The sequence below is a fragment of the Pseudomonas sp. CFBP 13602 genome, assembly GCF_014842725.1.
Classification (GTDB): Bacteria; Pseudomonadota; Gammaproteobacteria; order Pseudomonadales; family Pseudomonadaceae; genus Aquipseudomonas; species Aquipseudomonas baltica.
In genome coordinates, this window is sequence record NZ_JACYVT010000005.1 from 268,549 (window position 1) to 289,925 (window position 21,377).

Annotated in this window: 21 protein-coding genes and 1 other RNA gene; 11 read left to right on the plus strand and 11 right to left on the minus strand. The window is 61.8% G+C overall.

Annotation, left to right across the window (positions count from 1 at the left end):
• Window positions 1-192: 192 nt before the first annotated feature.
• Window positions 193-2,418, plus strand: a complete 2,226-nt coding sequence (ppk1, locus tag IFU31_RS12500) for a polyphosphate kinase 1 (RefSeq protein WP_122479909.1) — start codon at window positions 193-195, stop codon at window positions 2,416-2,418.
• Window positions 2,419-2,652: 234 nt separating this feature from the next.
• Here the strand turns inward: ppk1 and ppx are convergent, their stop codons facing one another.
• The 5 genes from ppx to IFU31_RS12525 form a co-directional block, all read right to left on the minus strand.
• Entirely contained in the window at window positions 2,653-4,155 is a 1,503-nt protein-coding gene (ppx, locus tag IFU31_RS12505) for an exopolyphosphatase (RefSeq protein ID WP_122480128.1), read from the minus strand.
• Between the two features lie 114 nt (window positions 4,156-4,269).
• On the minus strand, window positions 4,270-5,001 hold the full coding sequence (locus IFU31_RS12510) for an amino acid ABC transporter ATP-binding protein (RefSeq protein ID WP_122479908.1): 732 nt from the start codon (window positions 4,999-5,001) through the stop codon (window positions 4,270-4,272).
• Window positions 4,988-5,638, minus strand: a complete 651-nt coding sequence (locus IFU31_RS12515) for an amino acid ABC transporter permease (protein WP_185794800.1) — start codon at window positions 5,636-5,638, stop codon at window positions 4,988-4,990. Before IFU31_RS12515 ends, IFU31_RS12510 begins: the two co-directional genes overlap by 14 nt.
• Window positions 5,635-6,300 (minus strand): amino acid ABC transporter permease, encoded by a 666-nt coding sequence (locus IFU31_RS12520; protein WP_056844749.1) that lies wholly within the window; start codon window positions 6,298-6,300, stop codon window positions 5,635-5,637. The genes IFU31_RS12515 and IFU31_RS12520 overlap by 4 nt, the downstream gene beginning before the upstream one ends.
• A 16-nt stretch (window positions 6,301-6,316) precedes the next feature.
• Window positions 6,317-7,099: a transporter substrate-binding domain-containing protein gene (locus tag IFU31_RS12525; RefSeq protein ID WP_122479906.1), complete on the minus strand. Its 783-nt coding sequence runs from the start codon at window positions 7,097-7,099 to the stop codon at window positions 6,317-6,319.
• Window positions 7,100-7,417: 318 nt separating this feature from the next.
• On the opposite strand from IFU31_RS12525, the gene trxA reads away from it, so the two are divergent.
• The 6 genes from trxA to IFU31_RS12555 all read left to right on the plus strand — a co-directional run bounded on the left by trxA (window position 7,418) and on the right by IFU31_RS12555 (window position 14,748).
• On the plus strand, window positions 7,418-7,747 hold the full coding sequence (gene trxA, locus IFU31_RS12530; protein WP_043192254.1) for a thioredoxin TrxA: 330 nt from the start codon (window positions 7,418-7,420) through the stop codon (window positions 7,745-7,747).
• 232 nt (window positions 7,748-7,979) lie between these two features.
• Entirely contained in the window at window positions 7,980-9,239 is a 1,260-nt protein-coding gene (gene rho, locus IFU31_RS12535) for a transcription termination factor Rho (RefSeq protein WP_043192255.1), read from the plus strand.
• A gap of 99 nt (window positions 9,240-9,338) precedes the next feature.
• Window positions 9,339-11,303, plus strand: a complete 1,965-nt coding sequence (locus IFU31_RS12540) for an acyltransferase family protein (RefSeq protein ID WP_192103141.1) — start codon at window positions 9,339-9,341, stop codon at window positions 11,301-11,303.
• Window positions 11,304-11,375: 72 nt separating this feature from the next.
• On the plus strand, window positions 11,376-12,842 hold the full coding sequence (gene ubiD, locus IFU31_RS12545; protein WP_192103143.1) for a 4-hydroxy-3-polyprenylbenzoate decarboxylase: 1,467 nt from the start codon (window positions 11,376-11,378) through the stop codon (window positions 12,840-12,842).
• On the plus strand, window positions 12,842-13,813 hold the full coding sequence (locus tag IFU31_RS12550) for a CDP-6-deoxy-delta-3,4-glucoseen reductase (protein WP_122479903.1): 972 nt from the start codon (window positions 12,842-12,844) through the stop codon (window positions 13,811-13,813). The genes ubiD and IFU31_RS12550 overlap by 1 nt, the downstream gene beginning before the upstream one ends.
• 260 nt (window positions 13,814-14,073) lie before the next feature.
• On the plus strand, window positions 14,074-14,748 hold the full coding sequence (locus IFU31_RS12555; protein ID WP_192103145.1) for a gamma-glutamylcyclotransferase: 675 nt from the start codon (window positions 14,074-14,076) through the stop codon (window positions 14,746-14,748).
• Window positions 14,749-14,767: 19 nt separating this feature from the next.
• Here the strand turns inward: IFU31_RS12555 and glpT are convergent, their stop codons facing one another.
• Window positions 14,768-16,114: a glycerol-3-phosphate transporter gene (gene glpT / locus IFU31_RS12560; RefSeq protein ID WP_122479901.1), complete on the minus strand. Its 1,347-nt coding sequence runs from the start codon at window positions 16,112-16,114 to the stop codon at window positions 14,768-14,770.
• Between the two features lie 248 nt (window positions 16,115-16,362).
• Between glpT and IFU31_RS12565 the strand changes: the two genes are divergently transcribed.
• Both IFU31_RS12565 and IFU31_RS12570 read left to right on the plus strand, forming a co-directional pair.
• Window positions 16,363-16,779 carry a flagellar basal body-associated protein FliL gene (locus IFU31_RS12565; protein WP_192059406.1) on the plus strand — a complete coding sequence of 139 codons (417 nt, stop codon included), beginning with the start codon at window positions 16,363-16,365 and terminating at the stop codon, window positions 16,777-16,779.
• An 80-nt stretch (window positions 16,780-16,859) separates the two neighbouring features.
• Window positions 16,860-18,200 carry a Fic family protein gene (locus IFU31_RS12570; protein ID WP_185794697.1) on the plus strand — a complete coding sequence of 447 codons (1,341 nt, stop codon included), beginning with the start codon at window positions 16,860-16,862 and terminating at the stop codon, window positions 18,198-18,200.
• 117 nt (window positions 18,201-18,317) lie between these two features.
• Here IFU31_RS12570 and IFU31_RS12575 read toward each other — a convergent pair whose 3' ends face one another.
• Complete coding sequence (locus IFU31_RS12575) at window positions 18,318-18,767, minus strand: EVE domain-containing protein (protein WP_192103147.1); 450 nt, start codon at window positions 18,765-18,767, stop codon at window positions 18,318-18,320.
• Window positions 18,768-18,963: 196 nt separating this feature from the next.
• On the opposite strand from IFU31_RS12575, the gene IFU31_RS12580 reads away from it, so the two are divergent.
• Entirely contained in the window at window positions 18,964-19,146 is a 183-nt protein-coding gene (locus IFU31_RS12580) for a hypothetical protein (RefSeq protein WP_192103239.1), read from the plus strand.
• A 59-nt stretch (window positions 19,147-19,205) separates the two neighbouring features.
• Here the strand turns inward: IFU31_RS12580 and IFU31_RS12585 are convergent, their stop codons facing one another.
• From IFU31_RS12585 to IFU31_RS12600, 4 genes are all read right to left on the minus strand, one after another.
• The gene (locus tag IFU31_RS12585; RefSeq protein ID WP_192103149.1) at window positions 19,206-19,823 is read right to left on the minus strand and encodes a 5-formyltetrahydrofolate cyclo-ligase; all 618 of its coding nucleotides are present in this window, start codon (window positions 19,821-19,823) and stop codon (window positions 19,206-19,208) included.
• Window positions 19,824-19,924: 101 nt separating this feature from the next.
• A non-coding RNA gene (gene ssrS, locus IFU31_RS12590) (6S RNA) lies at window positions 19,925-20,102 on the minus strand.
• Window positions 20,103-20,132: 30 nt separating this feature from the next.
• Window positions 20,133-20,450: a cell division protein ZapA gene (locus tag IFU31_RS12595; protein WP_122479895.1), complete on the minus strand. Its 318-nt coding sequence runs from the start codon at window positions 20,448-20,450 to the stop codon at window positions 20,133-20,135.
• On the minus strand, window positions 20,447-20,656 hold the full coding sequence (locus IFU31_RS12600; RefSeq protein WP_122479894.1) for a TIGR02449 family protein: 210 nt from the start codon (window positions 20,654-20,656) through the stop codon (window positions 20,447-20,449). Before IFU31_RS12600 ends, IFU31_RS12595 begins: the two co-directional genes overlap by 4 nt.
• Before the next feature lie 163 nt (window positions 20,657-20,819).
• On the opposite strand from IFU31_RS12600, the gene IFU31_RS12605 reads away from it, so the two are divergent.
• On the plus strand, window positions 20,820-21,377 hold the full coding sequence (locus tag IFU31_RS12605) for a YecA/YgfB family protein (RefSeq protein WP_192103151.1): 558 nt from the start codon (window positions 20,820-20,822) through the stop codon (window positions 21,375-21,377).

Here is a 21,377-nt window from a genome sequence, read left to right on the forward strand (position 1 = left end):
TGAACAATGCTTGTCAACCTGAGAACGCAGACACCTTGTGGATGCGGCCGGTCATGTCATGCAACCGTCATAATCCATGCTTATAACTGTCGCGCCCCCCTTCCAAGCGTGCAGGCGTCAATGGCATCCTGACGCATTACGCGATCCGTGCCGCTCAATTGCAAAGGGCAGTTACGCCCTCGGGAACGCCAGATGAACAACGAAGCCCAGACTCAAGTCGCTCTCACCCAAGATCAGCCGGTGGTCGAAACCCCGGTAGAAGCGCCGTTGGTCATAGAAGCCATCGTCGAACCCGCGCACCCGAGCGAAGCCCTCGCACCGGCGCCGCACATCGTCGTGCCGGGGCTGGACGACAGCAGCCTGTACATCCATCGCGAGCTGTCGCAGTTGCAGTTCAACATCCGCGTGCTGGAGCAGGCGTTGGATGAATCCTATCCGCTGCTCGAGCGGCTCAAGTTCCTGCTGATCTTTTCCAGCAACCTCGACGAATTCTTCGAGATCCGCGTCGCAGGGCTTAAGAAGCAGATCACCTTTGCCCGCGAACAGGCCGGCGCCGACGGTCTGCAGCCGCATCAGGCGCTGGCGCGGATCAGCGAGCTGGTGCATGGCCATGTCGATCGCCAGTACGCCATCCTCAACGACATCCTGTTGCCGGAGCTGGAGAAACACCAGGTTCGCTTCATTCGTCGGCGGCATTGGACAACCAAGCTCAAGACCTGGGTGCGTCGCTATTTCCGCGACGAAATCGCGCCGATCATCACGCCCATCGGCCTGGACCCTACGCACCCGTTCCCGCTGCTGGTGAACAAGAGCCTGAACTTCATCGTCGAGCTCGAAGGCGTCGATGCCTTCGGTCGCGACTCTGGCCTGGCGATCATTCCGGCACCGCGGTTGCTGCCGCGGGTGATCAAGGTGCCCGAGGACGTAGGCGGGCCGGGCGACAATTTCGTGTTCCTGTCCTCGATGATCCATGCCCATGCCGATGACCTGTTCCAAGGCATGAAAGTGAAGGGCTGCTATCAATTTCGCCTGACCCGCAACGCCGACCTGTCGGTCGATACCGAGGACGTCGAAGACCTGGCGCGTGCGCTGCGCGGCGAGCTGTTCTCGCGTCGCTACGGCGATGCGGTACGTCTGGAAGTGGCCGACACCTGTCCCAAGCTTCTGTCCGACTATCTGCTCAAGCAATTCAACCTGTCGGACACCGAGCTGTATCAGGTCAACGGTCCGGTCAACCTGACGCGTCTGTTCAGCATCACTGGTCTGGACAGCCATCCCGAGCTGCAGTACCTGCCGTTCACGCCACAGATTCCGAAGCTGTTGCAGAACAGCGAGAACATTTTCAGCGTGGTCAGCAAGCAGGACATCCTGCTGCTGCACCCCTTCGAATCGTTCACGCCCGTGGTCGATCTGCTGCGCCAGGCGGCCAAGGACCCTCATGTGCTGGCCGTGCGGCAGACGCTGTACCGCAGCGGTGCCAATTCCGAGATCGTCGATGCGTTGGTGGATGCCGCCCGCAATGGCAAGGAAGTCACCGTCGTCATCGAGCTGCGCGCGCGCTTCGACGAGGAGTCCAACCTGCAGCTGGCCAGCCGTCTGCAAGCCGCGGGCGCGGTGGTGATCTACGGCGTGGTGGGCTTCAAGACCCACGCCAAGATGATGCTCATTCTGCGCCGCGAGGCGGGCGAGATCGTACGCTATGCACACCTTGGCACCGGTAACTACCACGCCGGCAATGCCAAGCTGTACACCGACTACAGTCTGCTGACCTCGGACGATGCACTGTGCGAAGACGTCGGCAAGTTGTTCAGCCAGTTGATCGGCATGGGCAAGACCTTGCGCATGAAGAAGCTGTTGCATGCACCCTTCACGTTGAAGAAGGGCATGCTCGACATGATCGCTCGCGAGACCCAGTACGCCATCGAAGGCAAGCCGGCGCACATCATTGCCAAGTTCAACTCGCTGACCGACCCGAAGGTCATTCGCGCGCTGTACAAGGCCAGCCAGTCAGGCGTGCGCATCGATCTGGTGGTGCGCGGCATGTGCTGCCTGCGTCCGGGCATTCCCGGGGTGTCACACAACATCCATGTGCGCTCGATCATCGGGCGGTTCCTGGAGCACACGCGGGTGTTCTACTTCCTCAACGGAGGCGAGGAGCAGATGTTCCTGTCCAGTGCCGACTGGATGGAGCGCAACCTCGACAAGCGTGTCGAAACCTGTTTCCCGGTGGAAGGCAAGAAGCTGATCGTGCGGGTCAAGAAGGAGCTGGAAAGCTACCTGACCGACAATACCCATTCCTGGATCCTGCAGGCCGACGGGCGCTACGTGCGCAACACCCCGACCGGCAACCAGAACGCCCGCAGCGCGCAGGACACGCTGCTCGAACGGCTGAGCAACCCGATCCTGCCGGTGCGCTAGCAGCCAGCAAGATCGGCGGTGCGGCTTTCGCGGCCACTGGCCGCTCCTACGGGAATCGCGTTGCACCGTAGGAGCGGTCATCGGCCGCGAAACAGGCGCTGCGGTGTATCGGGCAGATGGCGGTGCGGCGTTCGCGGCCACTGGCCGCTCCTACGGGAATCGCGTTGCACCGTAGGAGCGGTCATCGGCCGCGAAACATGCGCTGCGGTGTATCGGGCAGATGGCGGTGCGATCTCAGCGCACGGTGAGGGTAAAGCCTACGCGGGTCAGCCATTCGGCTTCCTGGGCGAAGTCGGCCTGGGTCAGCTGGTTGTTCTCCAGCCAGCCATCGGGGAACACTACATCCAGGCTCTTGGCCTTGGCATGCAGGGACACCGCCGGCATCTCCTGGGTACCACGGATGTGGTGGAACAGGATGGCGAAGCGCAGCAGCACGCACAGACGGATCAACTGCACACCGTCGTCGCCGAACTCGGCGAACTTGTCCTTGGGAATGTTGCGGCGGTGGCCGCGCACCAGCAGCGCCAGCATCTGCTGGTCTTCGCGCGAGAACCCGGCCAGGTCGGAGTGTTCGATCAGGTAGGCGCCGTGCTTGTGGTAATGGTAATGGGCAATGTCCAGGCCTATCTCGTGAACCTTCGCCGCCCAGCCCAGCAGCTCGCGCCAGACCCCGTCTTCCAGCTCCCAGTCCGCCGCCACCTGGTCGAAGGCATGCAGCGCCTTGCGCTCGACGCGCTCGGCCTGCTCGACATCGACGTGGTAGCGGGTCATCAACGAACCCAAAGTACGTTCGCGCACATCTTCGTGGTGATGACGGCCCAACAGGTCGTACAGCACGCCTTCGCGCAGGGCGCCATCGCAATGGTCCATGCGCTGCAGGGCGAGGGCATCGAAGATCGCTTCGAGAATCGCCAGCCCGGCGGGAAAGATGGTCCGGCGGTCCGGCTTGATGCCGTCGAAATCGATCTTGTCGACATCGCCCAGCTTGAACAGCTTGCGCTTGAGCCAGGCCAGCCCCTCGGCATTGACCTCGCCGCTGCCCTGGCCGCCGGCCTTGAGGGCCAGGCCGATGGCGCGGATGGTGCCGGAGGAGCCGATGGCCTCGTCCCAGCTGAGCCGGTGCAGGGCATTCTCGATGCTCATGATCTCCAGGCGCGCCGCCGTATACGCCTGGGCGTAGCGGGCCGGGGTGATCTTGCCATCGCGGAAGTAACGCTGGGTGTAGCTCACGCAGCCCATCTGCAGGCTCTCGCGCAGCAGGGGTTCGAAGCGCTGGCCGATGATGAACTCGGTGCTGCCGCCGCCGATGTCGGCGACCAGGCGCTTGCCCGGCGTGTCGGCCAGGGTGTGGGAGACGCCCAGATAGATGAGGCGGGCCTCTTCGCGGCCCGAGATGACCTCTACCGGATGGCCGAGGATCTGCTCGGCGCGGACGATGAATTCGTTGCGGTTGCGGGCTTCGCGCAGGGCGTTGGTGCCCACGATGCGCACCGCGCCCAGGGGCAGGCCGTTGATCAGTTGGGCGAAGCGCTTGAGGCAGTCCAGACCGCGCTGCATCGACTCTTCGCTGAGCTTGCGCTCTTCGTCGATGCCGGCGGCCAGCTGGACCTTTTCGCCCAGGCGTTCGAGGATGCGGATTTCATTGACGTGGGCCTTGGCCACCACCATATGAAAGCTGTTCGAGCCCAGGTCGATGGCGGCGATCAGGGACAGGTTCTTGGCTTTGGTCTGCGGCATGGTCAAAGGATCTCGGTCGTTAACCCCCGCATCGTGCCACGATCAGGCGACGGCGCCAACGCGCCATCCTGATCTTTGCCCCAAGGTCCGAGCTCTGGCGAGCCCGAACGGCATTCATGCCGGCTGCATGCCGATGAACTGCGCCAGCTCGGGCGTGCGCGGATTGACGAACAATTCCTTGGGATCGCCCACCTCGTGCACCTTGCCATGGTGCATGAACACCAGCTTGTCGCCGACCTCGCGGGCGAAGCGCATTTCGTGGGTGACCATGATCAGGGTCATGCCGTCTTCGGCCAGCTTGCGCACCACGCTGAGCACCTCGTTGACCAGCTCCGGGTCCAGCGCCGAGGTGATCTCGTCGCACAGCAGCACCTTGGGCGACATGGCCAGTGCGCGGGCGATCGCCACGCGCTGTTGCTGGCCGCCGGACAGACGTTCGGGGAACGCATCGAACTTCTCGCCCAGGCCGACCCGTTCGAGCATCTCGCGAGCCAGTTCGCGGGCGCGAGCCTTGGGCACTTTCTGCACCACCTGAGGGGCCAGCATCACGTTTTCGCCCACGCTCAGGTGCGGGAACAGGTTGAACTGCTGGAACACCATGCCGACCTTCTGGCGCAGGCTGCGCAAGTCGGCGCGCGCCGCATCCAGGTATTCACCGTCGACTTCGATGACGCCGTCGTTGATCGATTCCAGGCCGTTCAGGGTACGCAGCAAGGTGCTCTTGCCCGAGCCGCTGCGACCGATGATCGCGACCACCTGACCTTCGTCCACACTCAGGTCGATGCCCTTGAGCACATGATGATCGCCGTAGTACTTGTGCAGGGCGGAAATCCTAAGCAGCGGCATGCAGCCTCCTTTCCAGATAGCGGGCACTGAGCGACAGCGGGTAGCACAGGGCGAAGTAGCCCAGGGCGACGAAGCCGTAGACCATGAAGGGTTCGAAGGTGGCGTTGGCCAGCATGCTGCCGGTCTTGGTCAGCTCGGTGAAGCCGATGATCGAGGTTACTGCGGTGCCCTTGACCACTTGCACCGAGAAGCCCACGGTCGGCGCCACGGCAATGCGCAAGGCCTGGGGCAGGATCACGTGGCGCAGCTGCTCGTTGCGGGTAAGCGCCAGGCTGGCGGAGGCTTCCCACTGGCCGTTGCCGATGGACTCCACGCAGCCGCGCCAGATCTCGGCCAGATAGGCGCTGGTGAACAGCGTCAGGGCCAGGGCGGCGGCCACCCAGGGCGAGATGTCCACGCCCATCAGCGCCACGCCGAAGAACACCAGAAACAGCTGCATCAACAGAGGCGTGCCCTGGAACACTTCGATATAGCAGCGTGCCAGCGTGCGCAGCGGATGCGTGGGCGAGATGCGCAGGGTCATCACCAGCAAGCCGATCAAACCACCGCCAATGAACGCCACCAGGCTCAAGGCCAGGGTCCATTGCAGGCCGATGAGCAGGTTGCGCACGATGTCCCACAGGGTGAAATCCATCAGCTGTTCCTCATGATGAAACGCCGACCCAGCCAGTTCAGCAGCATGCGGATCAGGATCGACATGACCAGGTACACCAGGGTGGTCAGCAGATACGTCTCGAAGGCGCGGAAATTGCGCGACTGGATGAAATTGGCGTAGAAGCTCAGCTCCTGCGTGGCGATCTGCGAGCACACCGCCGAACCCAGCATGACGATGATGATCTGGCTGCTCAGCGCGGGCCAGACCTTGGCCAGGGCCGGCTGCAGGACCACGTAGCGAAACGCCTCGAAGCGGCTCATGGCCAGGGCCGCAGAGGCTTCGAGCTGCCCCTTTGGCACGGCCTGGATGCCCGCGCGGATGATCTCGGTGGAATACGCCCCCAGGTTGACCACCATGGCCAGCACCGCGGCCTGCCACTCGCTGATCTGCACGCCCAGGCTGGGCAGGCCGAAGAAAATGAAGAACAGCTGGACCAGGAAGGGCGTGTTGCGGATGAGCTCCACGTAGACCCCGAAGAGGCCGGCGAACGGCTTGATCTGCCAGGCCCGCACGGCGCCGCCGACGATGCCCACGGCTACCCCGAGCAGTGCGCCGATGGCGGTGAGCTCAAGGGTGAACAGCGCACCCTTGAGCAGCAGGTCGGCCTGTGCGAGTACCGGGGCGAAAGCGAACTGATAGGCCATTGGGTGCGCTCGACAATCAGAGGTCGGCGGGCAGCGGCTGCTTCAGCCAGGTCTGCGCATTCTTTTCCAGGCTGCCGTCACTCTTGCCCGCAGCGATGATCTGATTGACCTTGGCCAGCAGCTCGGGCTGTTGCTTGTTGATGCCCACGTACACCGGCGAGTCCTTGAGCTTGATCTTCAAGGCTGGAATGCGTTTAGGGTTCTTTTCCGAGATGGCCACCATCACCACGTTGCCGCTGGCGATCAGGTCTGTCTGGCCGGCGAGGTAGGCGGCGATGGTCGAGTTGTTGTCTTCGAAGCGCTTGATGGTGAGGCCTTCGGGCGCGACCTTGCTCAGCTCGATGTCTTCGATGGCGCCACGGGTCACGCTGATGGTCTTGCCCTTGAGGTCGTCCAGCGTGGCGATCGGCGCTTCCGGCGGGCCGAACACGGCCAGGTAGAACGGCGCGTAGGCACTGGAGAAATCGATGACCTGTTCACGCTCGGCATTCTTGCCCAGGCTGGAGATCACCAGGTCGACCTTGCCGGTGGTGAGGTAGGGAATGCGGTTGGTGGAGTTCACCGGAGTGAGCTGCAGCTTCACTTTGAGTTGGTCGGCGATCAGCTTGGCCGTGTCGATGTCCAGTCCGCGCGGTTGCATGTCGGGGCCGACCGAGCCGAACGGCGGGAAATCCTGCGGCACGGCAACGCGCAAGGTGCCGCGCTCGGTGATGTCGCTCAAGCCATCGGCATGGGCTGCCTGGCCCAGCATGAAACTGGCGACCAGGGCGGTGAACAGCAGGCTGCAGCGCGAAATCATGGCGATACTCCGATTGCGATCGAGTCGAGGTTGCCAGGGAGGTAGCACAGCGCGTGCCAGAATGGGGCAGGGGGCGTGCGCCGCGGCGTGGGATCGGGGTTCGAGCTACAACGAGTGCTCTGTGCCGGACTGGCCGCGCACCGTTGCGGAGCGCACTGGGCAGTGCCTGCGGTCATTCCTGGTGCGCCGAGCGGGGTTCCATTGCCTGTATCACCGATGTTCATAGTGATGATCAATGATCATCGGCTTCCTGTAGCAGCGCTGTGCCGCTATGATGGGCCACGTTTTTCTTTCCGAATATGACCACGGAGACACTCCATGAGCAGCGACCTTATCAAGCACGTCAGCGACGCCAGCTTCGAAGCAGATGTACTCAAGGCTGACGGTGCTGTACTCGTCGACTACTGGGCCGAATGGTGTGGCCCGTGCAAGATGATCGCCCCGGTGCTCGACGAAATCGCCGAAACCTACAAGGGCAAGCTGACCGTCGCCAAGCTCAACATCGACGAGAATCAGGAAACCCCGGCCAAGCATGGCGTGCGCGGTATCCCGACGCTGATGCTGTTCAAGAACGGCAACGTCGAGGCGACCAAGGTCGGCGCGCTGTCCAAGTCGCAGTTGGCAGCCTTCCTGGACGCCAATATCTGATACCTGAAAGGCCCCGCATTCGTCGGGGCTTTTTTCTGGGCGCGATACTGGACGCCTACAAATCGAGGTGTTACATTCGGCCTCGCATTGGTTTCTCCTCTGCCCCCTGCAAGCCGTCGCCGACGCACTCCTACTCGAATCAGTACGCGATCCTGTCGCCTTCTCTGCGGCGCGGCCTCATTAAGCCCAAAGCTTAATTTCTCCCCTCCATACATGATTACGTCATTCCCTTATGAACCTGACTGAACTCAAGCAAAAGCCGATCACCGATCTGCTCGAAATGGCCGAACAGATGGGCATAGAAAATATGGCCCGTTCGCGCAAGCAGGATGTGATTTTCTCCCTGTTGAAGAAGCACGCCAAAAGCGGTGAGGAAATCTCCGGTGATGGCGTGCTGGAGATTCTCCAGGACGGCTTCGGCTTCCTGCGTTCGGCTGACGCCTCGTACCTGGCCGGCCCAGACGACATCTACGTCTCGCCCAGCCAGATCCGCCGCTTCAACCTGCGTACCGGCGACACCATCGTCGGCAAGATCCGTCCGCCCAAGGAAGGCGAGCGTTATTTCGCCCTGTTGAAAGTCGATACCATCAACTTCGACCGTCCGGAAAACGCGAAAAACAAGATTCTCTTCGAAAACCTCACGCCGCTGTTCCCTACGGTGCGCATGAAGATGGAAGCCGGCAACGGTTCCACCGAAGACCTCACCGGTCGTGTCATCGACCTGTGCGCACCGATCGGCAAGGGCCAGCGTGGCCTGATCGTCGCTCCGCCGAAAGCGGGCAAGACCATCATGCTGCAGAACATCGCGTCGAACATCACGCGCAACAACCCTGAATGCCACCTGATCGTCCTGCTGATCGACGAGCGTCCGGAAGAAGTCACCGAGATGCAGCGCACCGTGCGCGGCGAAGTGGTCGCCTCGACCTTCGACGAGCCGCCAACCCGCCACGTGCAAGTGGCCGAGATGGTGATCGAGAAGGCCAAGCGCCTGGTCGAGCACAAGAAGGATGTGGTCATCCTGCTCGACTCCATCACTCGCCTGGCGCGTGCCTACAACACCGTGATCCCGAGCTCCGGCAAGGTCCTGACCGGTGGTGTCGACGCCCATGCCCTGGAGAAGCCCAAGCGTTTCTTCGGTGCCGCGCGTAACATCGAGGAAGGCGGTTCGCTGACCATCATCGCCACCGCGCTGGTCGAAACCGGCTCGAAGATGGACGAAGTGATCTACGAAGAGTTCAAGGGTACCGGCAACATGGAACTGCCCCTGGACCGCAAGATCGCCGAGAAGCGCGTCTTCCCGGCCATCAACATCAACCGTTCCGGTACCCGTCGCGAAGAGCTGCTGACCGCCGACGACGAACTGCAGCGCATGTGGATCCTGCGCAAGCTGCTGCACCCGATGGACGAAGTGGCGGCCATCGAGTTCCTGATCGACAAGCTCAAGCAGACTAAGACCAACGACGAGTTCTTCCTGTCGATGAAACGCAAGTAAGCCCACCCGCTGCTTGATCCGAATGGCGCCCTTGCGGCGCCATTCGCATTTTCAACGTTGCATAGCCATGCCAGACCCGTTCGGCCGACAAGGATTGTTATGACTCACCTAGCCTATCGACGTGACATCGACGGCTTGCGCGCCGTGGCGGTCATTGCCGTGGTGTTGTTCCACTTTGGTATTCCAGGTTTTGCCGGCGGGTTCGTCGGCGTTGACGTGTTCTTCGTGATCTCGGGTTATCTGATCACCTCGATCATCTGCCGCGAGCGTGCCTCGGGCCACTTCAGTTTTGTGGAGTTCTGGGTGCGCCGTGCGCGGCGGATCCTGCCCGCCCTGGTGGTGATGGTGGTGGCCTGTCTGATCGTTGGCTGGTTCCTGCTGGTGCCGCGTGACTATGAAGAGCTGGGGCGCTCGGCGCGCTACCAGGCCATGTTCATGTCCAACGTGCTGTTCGCCCGGCAGGACGGCTATTTCGATACCGATTCGGAGCTCAAGCCACTGCTGCACACCTGGTCGCTGGCGGTGGAAGAGCAGTTCTACATTCTCTTGCCGCTGTTGCTGGCCGTGCTCGGCCGGTATGTGAAGGCATGGCGCAGAGGCTTGTTCGGCATTGCCCTGGCATCGTTTGCGGTGAGCGTCTGGCAGGTTCAGCAAGCCCCGGCGCAGGCATTCTTTCTATTGCCGGCGCGCGCGTGGGAACTGTTGGCCGGCAGCCTGCTGGCGGTGGCGCCGGTGGTCCAGCGCCCACTGACAGTGGCCGTGCGTCAGGGCGTGGCCACCGCCGGGATCGCTGCCGTGGGCGTGGCCATTGCCTGCTATGACTGGCGTACCGCGTTCCCCGGCATGGCGGCACTGCTGCCGGTGTTGGGCACGCTGGCGATCATCTGGTCCGGCGCCAGCCAGCCGACCTGGCTGTCACGGCTGCTGGGCACGCGGCCGATGGTGGCGGTGGGCTTGATCTCCTATTCCTGGTACCTGTGGCACTGGCCGGTGCACGTATTCGCCGACTATGCCGCCGTGGACGGTATCGCTGGGCACGAAAACCTTGCGCTGATCCTGGGCAGTCTGCTGCTCGGCTACCTGTCCTGGCGCTGGGTCGAAACGCCCCTGCGCGGTCGGCGCTGGCTGGCCCAGCCGCGTCAGGCGCTGTTGGCCGCATTGCTGGCCATGGTGGTGGTGGGCCTGGCGGGGCAATCCCTGCGCTGGAGCGATGGCGTACCGTCGCGGCTGTCGGCGCAGGCATTGGCCTACGCCGAGGCCGGCGAATGGCATGCCGGGCAGCGTGACTGCATGTTCGAGAAAACCACTGCGCCCGAACGCCTCATCTGTCACCTCGGACGCCGGAGCAAAGACGTGCTGCCACCGCTGATCTGGGGCGACAGCCATGCAGCCGCGCTGATGCCGGCGCTGCGCGTGCACAGCGAGCGCACCGGGCAGGCACTCGATCTGGCCAGCTCGGCCGGCTGCGTACCGGTCGCGGGGCTGGAGCGCAACGACCTGTGCCGGCAGTTCAATGCGCAGGTCCGCAGCGTGATCGCGCAGGCGCCGCAGCGCGACGTGGTGCTGGTCGCGCGCTGGACGTTGTACCTGTATGGCGACGAGTATGGCGACCTGACCTATCGCTTGCCCGGTACCGATGCGCCGGTGCAGATGGCCGAAGCGCTCAAGCGCGAAGTCCGAGCCTTGCGCCAGGCGGGCAGCCGGGTCTGGCTGCTCGATGAAGTCCCTTTGCAGAACGCCAACGCACCTTACCGGCTGAGCCGCCTGGCCATGCTCCAGCGATCGACCGACGGCATCGGGCGCCCGCTGCGCGAACACCGACAGCGTCAGGCGTTCATGCAGGGGCTGTTCGCCGAGCTGGCGGCCAGTGATCCCCAGGTGCGCATCCTCGATACGACCCAGCTGTTCTGCGCCGATGGCATGACCTGCGTGGCCGAGTCTGCCGGGCGTTCGCTGTACATGGACGACAACCACCTGGGTGACGACGCGGCCGGGTTCGTGGCGCCCTTGTTCGCCCCGCTGCTTGCGCCCGTAGACGCGCCAGCGCCTGGCAATTCCCATTAAAGCCCAGCCGGCGGCTGCCAGCGGCCGCCAGAGCAGGTAGGATGTACGCTTATTTTCTAACTGGCATGGTCGATGAAATTCAAGGATCTTCGGGATTTCGTGCAGCAGCTTGAGCAGCGCGGAGAGTTGAAACGCATTCAGGTGCCCATCTCGCCGGTGCTCGAAATGACCGAGGTGTGCGACCGCACGCTGCGTGCCAAGGGCCCGGCCCTGCTTTTCGAAAAGCCCACCGGCTTCGATATCCCGGTGCTCGGCAACCTGTTCGGCACGCCCGAGCGGGTGGCAATGGGGATGGGGGCCGAATCGGTGAGCGAGCTGCGCGAGATCGGCAAGCTGCTGGCGTTCCTCAAGGAGCCCGAGCCGCCCAAGGGCCTGCGCGATGCCTGGTCGAAACTGCCGATCTTCAAGAAGATCATCGCCATGGCCCCCAAGGTGGTGAAGGACGCGCCTTGCCAGGAAATCGTCCTGGAAGGCGACGACGTCGACCTTGGCATGCTGCCCGTGCAGCACTGCTGGCCGGGAGACGTGGCACCCCTGATCACCTGGGGCCTGACCGTCACCAAGGGGCCGAACAAGGAACGCCAGAACCTGGGTATCTACCGCCAGCAGGTGATCGGCCGCAACAAGGTCATCATGCGCTGGCTGAGCCATCGCGGTGGCGCCCTGGATTACCGCGAGTGGTGCGACAAGCACCCTGGCCAGCCGTTTCCCGTGGCCGTGGCCCTGGGTGCCGACCCTGCGACCATTCTGGGCGCGGTGACGCCGGTACCCGACAGCCTTTCCGAGTACGCCTTCGCTGGGCTGCTGCGCGGCAACCGCACCGAGCTGGTGAAATGCCGCGGCAACGACCTGCAGGTGCCGGCCACTGCCGAGATCATCCTGGAAGGGGTGATTCATCCGGGCGAGATGGCCGACGAAGGGCCCTATGGCGACCATACCGGCTACTACAACGAAGTCGACAAGTTTCCAGTGTTCACGGTGCAGCGCATCACTCACCGGATCAAGCCGATCTACCACAGCACCTACACCGGCCGGCCACCCGATGAGCCGGCGATCCTGGGCGTGGCGCTGAACGAAGTGTTCGTGCCCATCCTGCAGAAGCAATTCCCGGAAATCACCGACTTCTACCTGCCGCCCGAAGGCTGCTCGTACCGCATGGCGGTGGTGACCATGAAGAAGCAGTACCCGGGGCACGCCAAGCGGGTGATGCTCGGGGTCTGGTCGTTCCTGCGCCAGTTCATGTACACCAAGTTCGTCATCGTCACCGACGACGACATCAATGCCCGCAACTGGAACGACGTGATCTGGGCCATCACCACGCGCATGGACCCCAAGCGCGATACCGTGCTGATCGACAACACGCCGATCGACTACCTGGATTTCGCCTCGCCGGTGTCCGGCCTGGGCTCCAAGATGGGCCTGGACGCCACGCACAAGTGGCCGGGCGAGACTACGCGCGAATGGGGTCGGGTCATCGTCAAGGACGAGGCCGTGACCCGCCGCATCGATGAACTCTGGAATCAGTTGGGAATAGATTGATGCGTGTGACCTTGCAACCTTCGGGCGTGGTGCTGCAAACCCTGCCTGGTGAGCGGATCCTGGCGGCCGCGCAGCGTCTGGGCTATGACTGCCCGCAGAGCTGCCGCAATGGCAACTGCCATGTGTGCAGCGCGGTGCTGGTGGAAGGCAGTGTTCGCGAGGAGGGCGCGGTGATCGACCGCGGCGAGTTTCATACCTGCATCGCCGAGCCGCTGGAAGACTGCGTGATCCTCTGGGACGGCGTACTGGCCAAGGGCGAGCTGCCGGTGCGCAGCCTGGCCTGCCAGCTGATCGACTGCGTCGATATCGGCGGCGATGTCTGGCGCGTGCGCCTGCGTGCGCCGGCCGGCAAGCCGCCGCGCTACCATGCCGGGCAATACCTGATGATCGAGCGCGACAACGGCGAAAAGTCGGCCTTCTCCCTGGCCTCTGCACCCCACAGCGGACGCGACCTGGAGCTGCACGTACTGGTCCGCGAAGCCAGTGCGCAGAGCTTGATCGAGCAGTTGCAGCGCAATGGCATGGCCCGTGTGCACATGCCCTATGGCGATACCCACCTGGCCGAGTTGCCGGATGGGCCGCTGGTGCTGATTGCTGCAGGTACCGGCATGGCGCAGATGAACAGCCTCATCGAGCACTGCCGTCGCGCAGGGTTCAAGCATCCGGTGCATCTGTACTGGGGTGTACGTCGGCCCGAGGATTTCTATGCGCTGGAACATTGGGAGCAATGGAAGCAGTTGCCCAACCTGTTCCTGAACAAGGTGGTGAGCGACCTGTGCGGCTGGGAAGGGCGCTGCGGCATGCTGCATGAAGCGGTCTGCGAAGACATAGCCGATCTGACCGCCGTGCATGTCTATGGCAGCGGTTCACCGGCGATGATCTACGCCACGCTCGATGCACTGGTGAATGCAGGGATGGATGCGCACCAGATGCGTGCCGACGTCTTTGCCTACGCGCCGCGGCCCGCCTGATTGCCACTGCCCCTGCGTCATTTCGTTGCCTGCTTCTGCTGTCGTGATGCCTGCGTCGAACCCGACGCAGTGGCATTGCCGTGAAATCGTGCACGTCGATGTGTCCGTGAGCCTGTTTGGTGCTTATAACTTATTTATTTGAAGTTGATTATAAGCGCTTGTATTTATTGATCTATCTGCCATACGGTAGGAACGCGGCAGTTGCAATGCGTTAGAGTTGGGCTTCATTGCAATCTTACGGGGATAACAGGCGACTGCTTATGTCGGTACTCGAAACTGCGCACTTGAATGTGGTCTATCCGCCGTCGCTCGATCTCGGGCCGCAATTGACCCACGAGCAACTTCTTCATTCGTTGGACACCACGATGCGACGCCATCGTGGCGGGCCGGTCTGGCTGTTCGCCTACGGCTCGCTCATCTGGCGGCCCGAATGCAGCGCTGCTGAGCGGCGCCGGGCGCGTGTGCATGGCTATCACCGGGGCCTGTACCTGTGGTCCCACGAGCACCGTGGCACACCCGAGCGACCCGGCCTGGTGTTCGGTCTGGACCGAGGCGGCTCATGCGCCGGGTTCGCCTATCGCTTGCCTCAGGAAGATCTGGAGAATTCGCTGCTGGCGCTGTGGAAGCGCGAGATGCCCTATCCCTCGTACCGCCCGCATTGGCTCAACTGCCGTCTCGAAGACGGCACCAAGGTGCAGGCGTTGGGGTTCGTATTGGAGCGGCATTTGCCCAGCTATGCAGGCAACCTGCCGGATAACCTGCTGACGCAGATTCTCGACAGTGCCAGCGGGCGATTTGGCAGCACCCGCGATTACGTCGAGCAAACCATCAGTGCCCTGCGCAATCACGCAATGCCGGACAAGAACCTGGAAGCCAGGCTCAAGCGTTGCCACCAGGGCAGCTGCACTCAAGCCTCGCAGCAATTCCGGCCCTGACGGCGCTTCACGCCTTGCGTCAGGCGTTACGCTGGGTGCTGGCCACCTGTTTGTGCCAGAGCGTGGGGATCAGGAAGACGATCGCCAACAGGCAGGCGCCGATCAGCAGGACGAAACCACCGTCCCAGCCGAAGTGGTCCACGGTGTAACCCATCGCCGCGCTGGCGGCGACCGAGCCGCCCAGGTAGCCGAACAGACCAGTGAAGCCAGCGGCAGTACCGGCCGCTTTCTTGGGCGCCAGTTCCAGGGCCTGCAGGCCGATCAGCATGACCGGGCCGTAGATCAGGAAGCCGATCGAGACCAGCGCGATCATGTCCACGGTCGGGTTGCCGGGCGGGTTGAGCCAGTACACCAGGGTTGCCACGGTCACCAGCGCCATGAACACCACGCCGGTCAGCCCACGGTTGCCACGGAAAATCTTGTCCGACATCCAGCCGCACAGCAACGTGCCGGGAATACCGGCCCACTCATAGAAGAAATAGGCCCATGAGGTGGTGTCGACGGTGAAGTGCTTGGCTTCCTTGAGGTAGGTCGGCGCCCAGTCCAGTACGCCATAGCGCAGCAGATAGACGAACACGTTGGCCAAGGCGATGTACCAGAGCATCTTGTTGCGCAGCACATACTTGACGAAGATTTCCTTGGCGCTGAATTCTTCTTCGTGGCTTGAATCGTAGCCTTCCGGGTAATCGTTCTTGTATTGCTCGATGGGCGGCAGGCCGACCGATTGCGGTGTGTCGCGCATGGTCGCAAAGGCGAACAGGGCCACCAGCAGGGCAACTGCGGCCGGTACGTAGAACGCTGCGTGCCAATCGTTGAACAAGCCCATGCCGAGCAGGAACAGCGGGCCGATCAAGCCACCGCCGACGTTGTGCGCCACGTTCCACACCGACACCACGCCGCCGCGTTCCTTCTGCGACCACCAGTGCACCATGGTCCGGCCGCTCGGCGGCCAGCCCATGCCTTGCGCCCAGCCGTTGATGAACAGCAGGATGAACATCATGGTGACGCTTGACGTTGCCCACGGCGCAAAGCCGAAGACGAACATCACGCCGGCGGAAACCAGCAACCCGAATGGCAGGAAGTAGCGCGGGTTGGAGCGGTCGGACACGATCCCCATGAGGAATTTGGACAGGCCATAGGAGATGGCGATGGCCGACATCGCCAAGCCCAGTTGGCCTCGGGTATAGCCCTGTTCTTCGATCAGGTAGGGCATGGCCAGCGAGAAGTTCTTGCGCAGCAGGTAGTAACCGGCGTAACCGATGAATATCCCGGCGAAGATCTGCCAGCGAAGGCGACGGTAGGTGCTGTCTATCTTTTCATCGGGCAGGGCTGCACGATGGGGGGCGGGGCGGAAGAAGGCGAACATTCACAAACTCCATTTATTGTTATTTGCTGCGGATTCGAATGTTACAGTTTCGTTACCGAAAATAAAACGAATTACCGCCCAGCGGAGTTTGCGAAAATGTTGCAATGCGAACTTAAGCGGTTCAGTTCTGTTCACCCACTCGCTTGACGCTTCTGCATAATCGTTTCAGCCCAGTGGATTCGAACGAGCTACTGAATCGCCCGTGCTGGCCGATACAGTCAGCACACGATCTTGCGGAGACATATGTGATGAAAGCCTGGGTATTCATAGGGCTGGCGTTGGCCCTGCCGACCGCCGTGATGGCCAACGAGGCAGCCAAAGAGGGCGAGAACGCAGCGCCCAAGGTTGCCTATATCGGCATGACCCCACCGTTCGTGGGCAACTACGCCTTGGACGGTGGCCCCAAGCTGCACGTGTACAAGGCGGACATCGCTTTGAAGGTCACCGGCGCGGAAGCGGAAGCTGCCGTGAAGCGCCAGGACCCGCTGCTGCGCAATCAATTGGTAGCACTGTTCGCACAGCAGACCGCCGAATCGATGGGCAACGTCGAAGCCAAGGAGAAACTGCGTCAGGAAGCCCTCAAGCAATTGCAGCAGGTGATGAACGACGAAGAGGGCAAGCCTATCGTCGAAGACCTGCTGTTCAATAACCTGATCGTGCAGTGAACTGATTGTTTTGCAGCAAGGCGGACAGAAGATTGCCATTGGCGTAGGCTGTCTCAAAATTACCGAGTTTTGAGACAGCGATGTTCAAGATCCCTCCCGCCGTTATCCGCGATCCGCTTCAACGCATTGCTCGGGATTGTCCGGAGCGCATAGCTGAGTACCTGGCTCTCAACGCGCCCTTGGATGGCAAGGGCCGGTATCAGCATTTCGACAAGCTTCGTTTCCGCATTCCTGAAGGACTGAACCATGAACTGGTGTGGTCGCTGGTGAAGTTGGCGCGTGAACGGCAACTGAGCGACGTCGTTGTACTGGGTCAGCCTGCACATCAATGCCAACTGCTACTGACGCCAGCGATCCATGCCGCGACCTCCGAGACTGACCGGCACACTACGGGTGCTGCATTGGAGTGGATGAGCAACAAGATCGGTGAGCAGAAACACGTGACGTACCTGCTCAACGACCTCATAGAAGACGAGGCCATCAGCAGTAGCCAGTTGGAGGGTGCATCGACCACGACCCAAGTGGCCAAGGACTTGCTCAAGCGTCAGCGAGGTCCGCGCACTCCAGATGAAAAGATGATTCTGGGCAATTATCGGATGATGCAGTTCGTGTGGGAGCATCGCACACGACCGCTGAGTGCTGATTTGATCGCCGAGATCCACCAAGTGGGTGTGGAGAACATCGACGACGAGCATTATCACCCAGGTGTGTTCCGCGTTAACGATGAGGTAGTGGTCCAGGACGGCGATGGCAATGTGGTGCATACACCACCGCCAGCACGCGGTCTGGAGTCGCGGCTGGAAGCCTTGGCCGAATGGGCCAACAGCAACCATGGTGAGTTCAGGACCAATCGTTACCTGCATCCGCTGATCAAGGCGATCGTCCTGCACTTTGCCATTGGCTATGAGCACCCTTTTCACGACGGCAATGGCCGGGTGGCCCGGTCATTGTTCTACTGGTTCATGTTCAAGCATGACTTCGCTGCCTTTCGTTACATAGCTATCAGCAAATTGCTCAAGGCCGCCCCTGTGCAGTACGGCAAGAGTTATCTCTATACCGAAACCGACGATATGGACCTGACGTATTTCGTCGACTACCAAAGTCGCACGATCATTCGCGGCATCGCGGATTTCAAAGAAGCCTACGAAAAAACGCTGGCCGATATGAACTCATTCAATCGCTTCCTGTTCGACAGTGGTTTGTATGCACAGCTGAGCGACAAGCAGAAAACCGTACTGCAGGTGGCTAGCAACGAGAAGGGGATGAAGTTCACGGCTGTGAACCTGAAAGAGAGCTTGGGCTGCTCGTACAACACGGCAGCTTCGGTACTCAACGGTCTTGTGGATTTAGGTTTGTTTCAGAAACGCAAGGATGGACGTGAGTGGGTGTTTTCTTTGGCGCAGACGGGGCTGCATCGTTAGACGCTGAAAAGGTTAAGTCTTGTGCACACAACGCGCTATGCAGGTACGCATGGCGCACTGCGGCTATGTGGAGCGAGGGCCAGAAGCGTAACGTCATGGCCAGTTCGACATAGCCTTCTATCGCAATCCCAGCACAATTTCCCACTGCTGTGTCGTTACCGGCATCACCGAAAGCCGGCTGCCTTTTTGTACCAGCGCAAGTTCGGCAAGCCCGCTCTGCTGCTTCAACAAGGCCAAGCCGAGCACGGGGTCGAAGGTTTCGACGTGGGCTACATCCACCGAAGTCCAGGGGTTCTTTTCGGTGCTGGCCTTGGGATCGAAGTAATGACTGTCCGGGTCCAGGGCAGTGGGGTCGGGATAGTCGCTCGCGACGATGCGACCAATGCCGGCGATGCCTGGCTCGGGGCAGCTGGAATGATAGAAGAAGAAATGGTCGCCAACGGCCATGGTGCGCATGAAGTTGCGTGCCTGATAGTTGCGTACGCCGTCCCAGCGCGTCTGGCCAAGCGTGGCTAGGCCCTGGATGGACAATTCGTCAGGCTCGGATTTCATCAGCCAATAGGCCATGGCGAGTGTTCCTCGATAATGTGAAATGGCCAGCTTTTGTGGGATTCAAGTGCACCCGACAATTGGTCGTGAACAACGTTTGCTTGTCTACCAAGCTTGCCCCAGAATGCGCGCAAATTTAAGCCCGACGCTGCTGCTCGGCACGCCAGAATATCGTTCTGTCGATTCTTTAATTGCCTGTAGGGGGGCAACGTCGATGCGCCGTAAGCCGGACTTGTTGTGGACATTGGTGATTTTGTTGGGCTTGGGTATCGTCACCACTGGATACGCGCAGAGTCTGTGGGCGAGCAAGGCGGATACCGCTGCAGAGCTGATCGTGGTGCAGGCTTCGATGGTGCAGACTTCGATGGTACAAGGTTCGATGGCACGTCCGCGGTAACGGTAGCGCCCGTTCGCGGCCACTGACCGCTCCCGCAGGTTGGCGCCGCGGCGCAAGGCTCACCTCAGATACCAACCCTTGTCCGTCACCGTTCCCTGCAGCGGTATATCCCAACTGGCCTGCGCCAGGCGCTCCACCTTCTGACACTCATGGGCCAGCCCCAGCAGCACCGGGGCTTGCCAGGCCGTGCGGCGATTGCGGTAGGCCAGGCTGCGGTCGTAGAAGCCGCCGCCCATGCCCAGGCGCCCACCTTCGTCGTCAAACCCCACCAGCGGCAGCAGGATCAGGTCCAGTGCCCAGATGGTGCGCTGGCGTGCGCGCTGGATACGGGGTTCTGGAATGCCAAAGCGGTTGGGACGAAGCTTTTCGCCTCGGCGTACCGGCTGAAACACCATCTTGGTGCGCGGCCAATCGCTGAGCACCGGCAGGTAGGTGCGCTTGCCGCGCCGTTGAGCTTCACGCAACAGAGGCCGCGGGTCTATCTCGCCGTCGTTGGGCAGGTACAGGGCAATGTGTCGGGCACGGCGAAACAGCGGATGCTGGGCCAGTTGTCGGTAGAGATCGCGAGCGGCCAGGCGCTGCTGTGCAGGGGTAAGGGCGCGACGCGCCGCACGTAGCTGGCGGCGCAGGGATTGACGAGGCTGTGTTTGACGAGGCAGCGGCGCGGATACGGTCATGGGCGCGGTCGATCCTGATCAAGGGCGCCGTTGGACAGTGCTGCCCGGCGACGAATGAAAAAGCCCACGCCAAGTGTTGCCGGCATGGGCTGGAAATTCAGGTACTCCCCGACGAACCGCTGTCGGTGTAGCCCTTGAACCCGAAAGTTCAAGGTGGAGATCACAGGAGGTTTTAAGGCTTTCCGTCGAGCGGACATGCACACCAACCCCACGTGCAACCCCCGTGGTTGTGCGTATCGGCTCAGGGACATGACCGACTGGCAAGCACTCCAGGGAGTGATGCCAGTATACAGAAAAGCTTTGCGGATTTCAGCCCTTGGGCGTTTCCGGATCGGTGGCAAGCACCAGGTCCACGCGTTCGAGCAGGTCGCGAACCTGCTCGCGAGTGGTGCCGTTGACCGACAGCTCCGGTGTGTCCTGGCGATGCAGCAGATCGTGAGTGATGTTCAGCGCGGCCATGACGGCAATGCGGTCGGCACCGATCACTTTGCCGCTGCTGCGGATCTCGCGCATCTTGCCGTCCAGGTAGCGTGCGGCGTTGACCAGATTGCTGCGCTCCTGCGGCGGGCAGATGATCGAGTATTCCTTGTCCAGGATCTGAACGGTGACGCTATTGCTTGAACTCATGAGTCTTGCTCCAGGGCCTTGAGGCGCGAAATCATGGACTCGACCTTACGCCGGGCGATTTCATTCTTTTCGATGAGATTTGCGCGTTCCTCGCGCCAGGTTTTTTCCTGCGCTAATAGGAGTCCGTTTTGTCGTTTTAGTTGCTCGACTCGTCCGATCAATGATTCGAGTCGGCTCATCAGCGCTTGCAGGTCGTTGTGTTCCATGGAGTCCCGGTGGGTACGGTTGGGAAATGTTGCCCGCCGATGAACTGGCGGGCCCGGTGAAGATGAACACGTAGTTGTCCGCGTCGATAGTCTGGCGCGGTTGCCGGTGCTAGGATACAAGGCCTTCATTCTAGTCATTGCGCCGTCTGGCGCCTAGTTGCCCATGCCTATTCAGAATTCTCCCTATCACGCCTTCGCCGCCCTGCTCACCAGCAGCGGCCACACCGTTTCGCCCGCCGAACTGCACGGGCTGTTGCTGGGTCGCAGTTGCGCCGGTGCCGGCTTCGAGATCGAGCCATGGCTGCTGGATGCCGCCGATCTGCTGGGTACACCGGCCGCACACAACGTTCGCCAGGCGCTCATCGGCCTGCAGGAAATGGTCAAGGGCGAACTCACCAGCGACGACATGACCGTGGTGCTGCTGGTTCCCAGCGACGAATCGCCGTTGCCCGAGCGCGCCGCCGCGCTGGGCGAGTGGTGCCAGGGTTTCCTCGCCGGTTTCGGCCTGACCGCGCGCGACACGGCGCTGAGCACCGAAGCCATGGAAGTGCTGCAGGACCTGGCCGCCATCGCCCAGGTGCAGGATGCGCTGGAGGAGTCCGAAGACGGCGAGACCGACTACATGGAAGTCATGGAATACCTGCGGGTAGCACCGCTGCTGCTCTACACCGAATCGGCCAAGCAACCGACCGCAGCCAGCGCCAAGCCGTCGCTGCATTGA

Coding starts and splice junctions, on each gene's coding strand:
- ppk1 (WP_122479909.1), top strand. CDS start 193: ATGAACAACGAAGCCCAGACTCAAGTCGCTCTCACCCAAGATCAGCCG.
- ppx (WP_122480128.1), bottom strand. CDS start 4,155: ATGCCGCAGACCAAAGCCAAGAACCTGTCCCTGATCGCCGCCATCGAC.
- IFU31_RS12510 (WP_122479908.1), bottom strand. CDS start 5,001: ATGCCGCTGCTTAGGATTTCCGCCCTGCACAAGTACTACGGCGATCAT.
- IFU31_RS12520 (WP_056844749.1), bottom strand. CDS start 6,300: ATGGCCTATCAGTTCGCTTTCGCCCCGGTACTCGCACAGGCCGACCTG.
- IFU31_RS12525 (WP_122479906.1), bottom strand. CDS start 7,099: ATGATTTCGCGCTGCAGCCTGCTGTTCACCGCCCTGGTCGCCAGTTTC.
- trxA (WP_043192254.1), top strand. CDS start 7,418: ATGAGCAGCGACCTTATCAAGCACGTCAGCGACGCCAGCTTCGAAGCA.
- rho (WP_043192255.1), top strand. CDS start 7,980: ATGAACCTGACTGAACTCAAGCAAAAGCCGATCACCGATCTGCTCGAA.
- IFU31_RS12540 (WP_192103141.1), top strand. CDS start 9,339: ATGACTCACCTAGCCTATCGACGTGACATCGACGGCTTGCGCGCCGTG.
- ubiD (WP_192103143.1), top strand. CDS start 11,376: ATGAAATTCAAGGATCTTCGGGATTTCGTGCAGCAGCTTGAGCAGCGC.
- IFU31_RS12550 (WP_122479903.1), top strand. CDS start 12,842: ATGCGTGTGACCTTGCAACCTTCGGGCGTGGTGCTGCAAACCCTGCCT.
- IFU31_RS12555 (WP_192103145.1), top strand. CDS start 14,074: ATGTCGGTACTCGAAACTGCGCACTTGAATGTGGTCTATCCGCCGTCG.
- glpT (WP_122479901.1), bottom strand. CDS start 16,114: ATGTTCGCCTTCTTCCGCCCCGCCCCCCATCGTGCAGCCCTGCCCGAT.
- IFU31_RS12565 (WP_192059406.1), top strand. CDS start 16,363: ATGAAAGCCTGGGTATTCATAGGGCTGGCGTTGGCCCTGCCGACCGCC.
- IFU31_RS12570 (WP_185794697.1), top strand. CDS start 16,860: ATGTTCAAGATCCCTCCCGCCGTTATCCGCGATCCGCTTCAACGCATT.
- IFU31_RS12575 (WP_192103147.1), bottom strand. CDS start 18,767: ATGGCCTATTGGCTGATGAAATCCGAGCCTGACGAATTGTCCATCCAG.
- IFU31_RS12580 (WP_192103239.1), top strand. CDS start 18,964: ATGCGCCGTAAGCCGGACTTGTTGTGGACATTGGTGATTTTGTTGGGC.
- IFU31_RS12585 (WP_192103149.1), bottom strand. CDS start 19,823: ATGACCGTATCCGCGCCGCTGCCTCGTCAAACACAGCCTCGTCAATCC.
- IFU31_RS12595 (WP_122479895.1), bottom strand. CDS start 20,450: ATGAGTTCAAGCAATAGCGTCACCGTTCAGATCCTGGACAAGGAATAC.
- IFU31_RS12600 (WP_122479894.1), bottom strand. CDS start 20,656: ATGGAACACAACGACCTGCAAGCGCTGATGAGCCGACTCGAATCATTG.
- IFU31_RS12605 (WP_192103151.1), top strand. CDS start 20,820: ATGCCTATTCAGAATTCTCCCTATCACGCCTTCGCCGCCCTGCTCACC.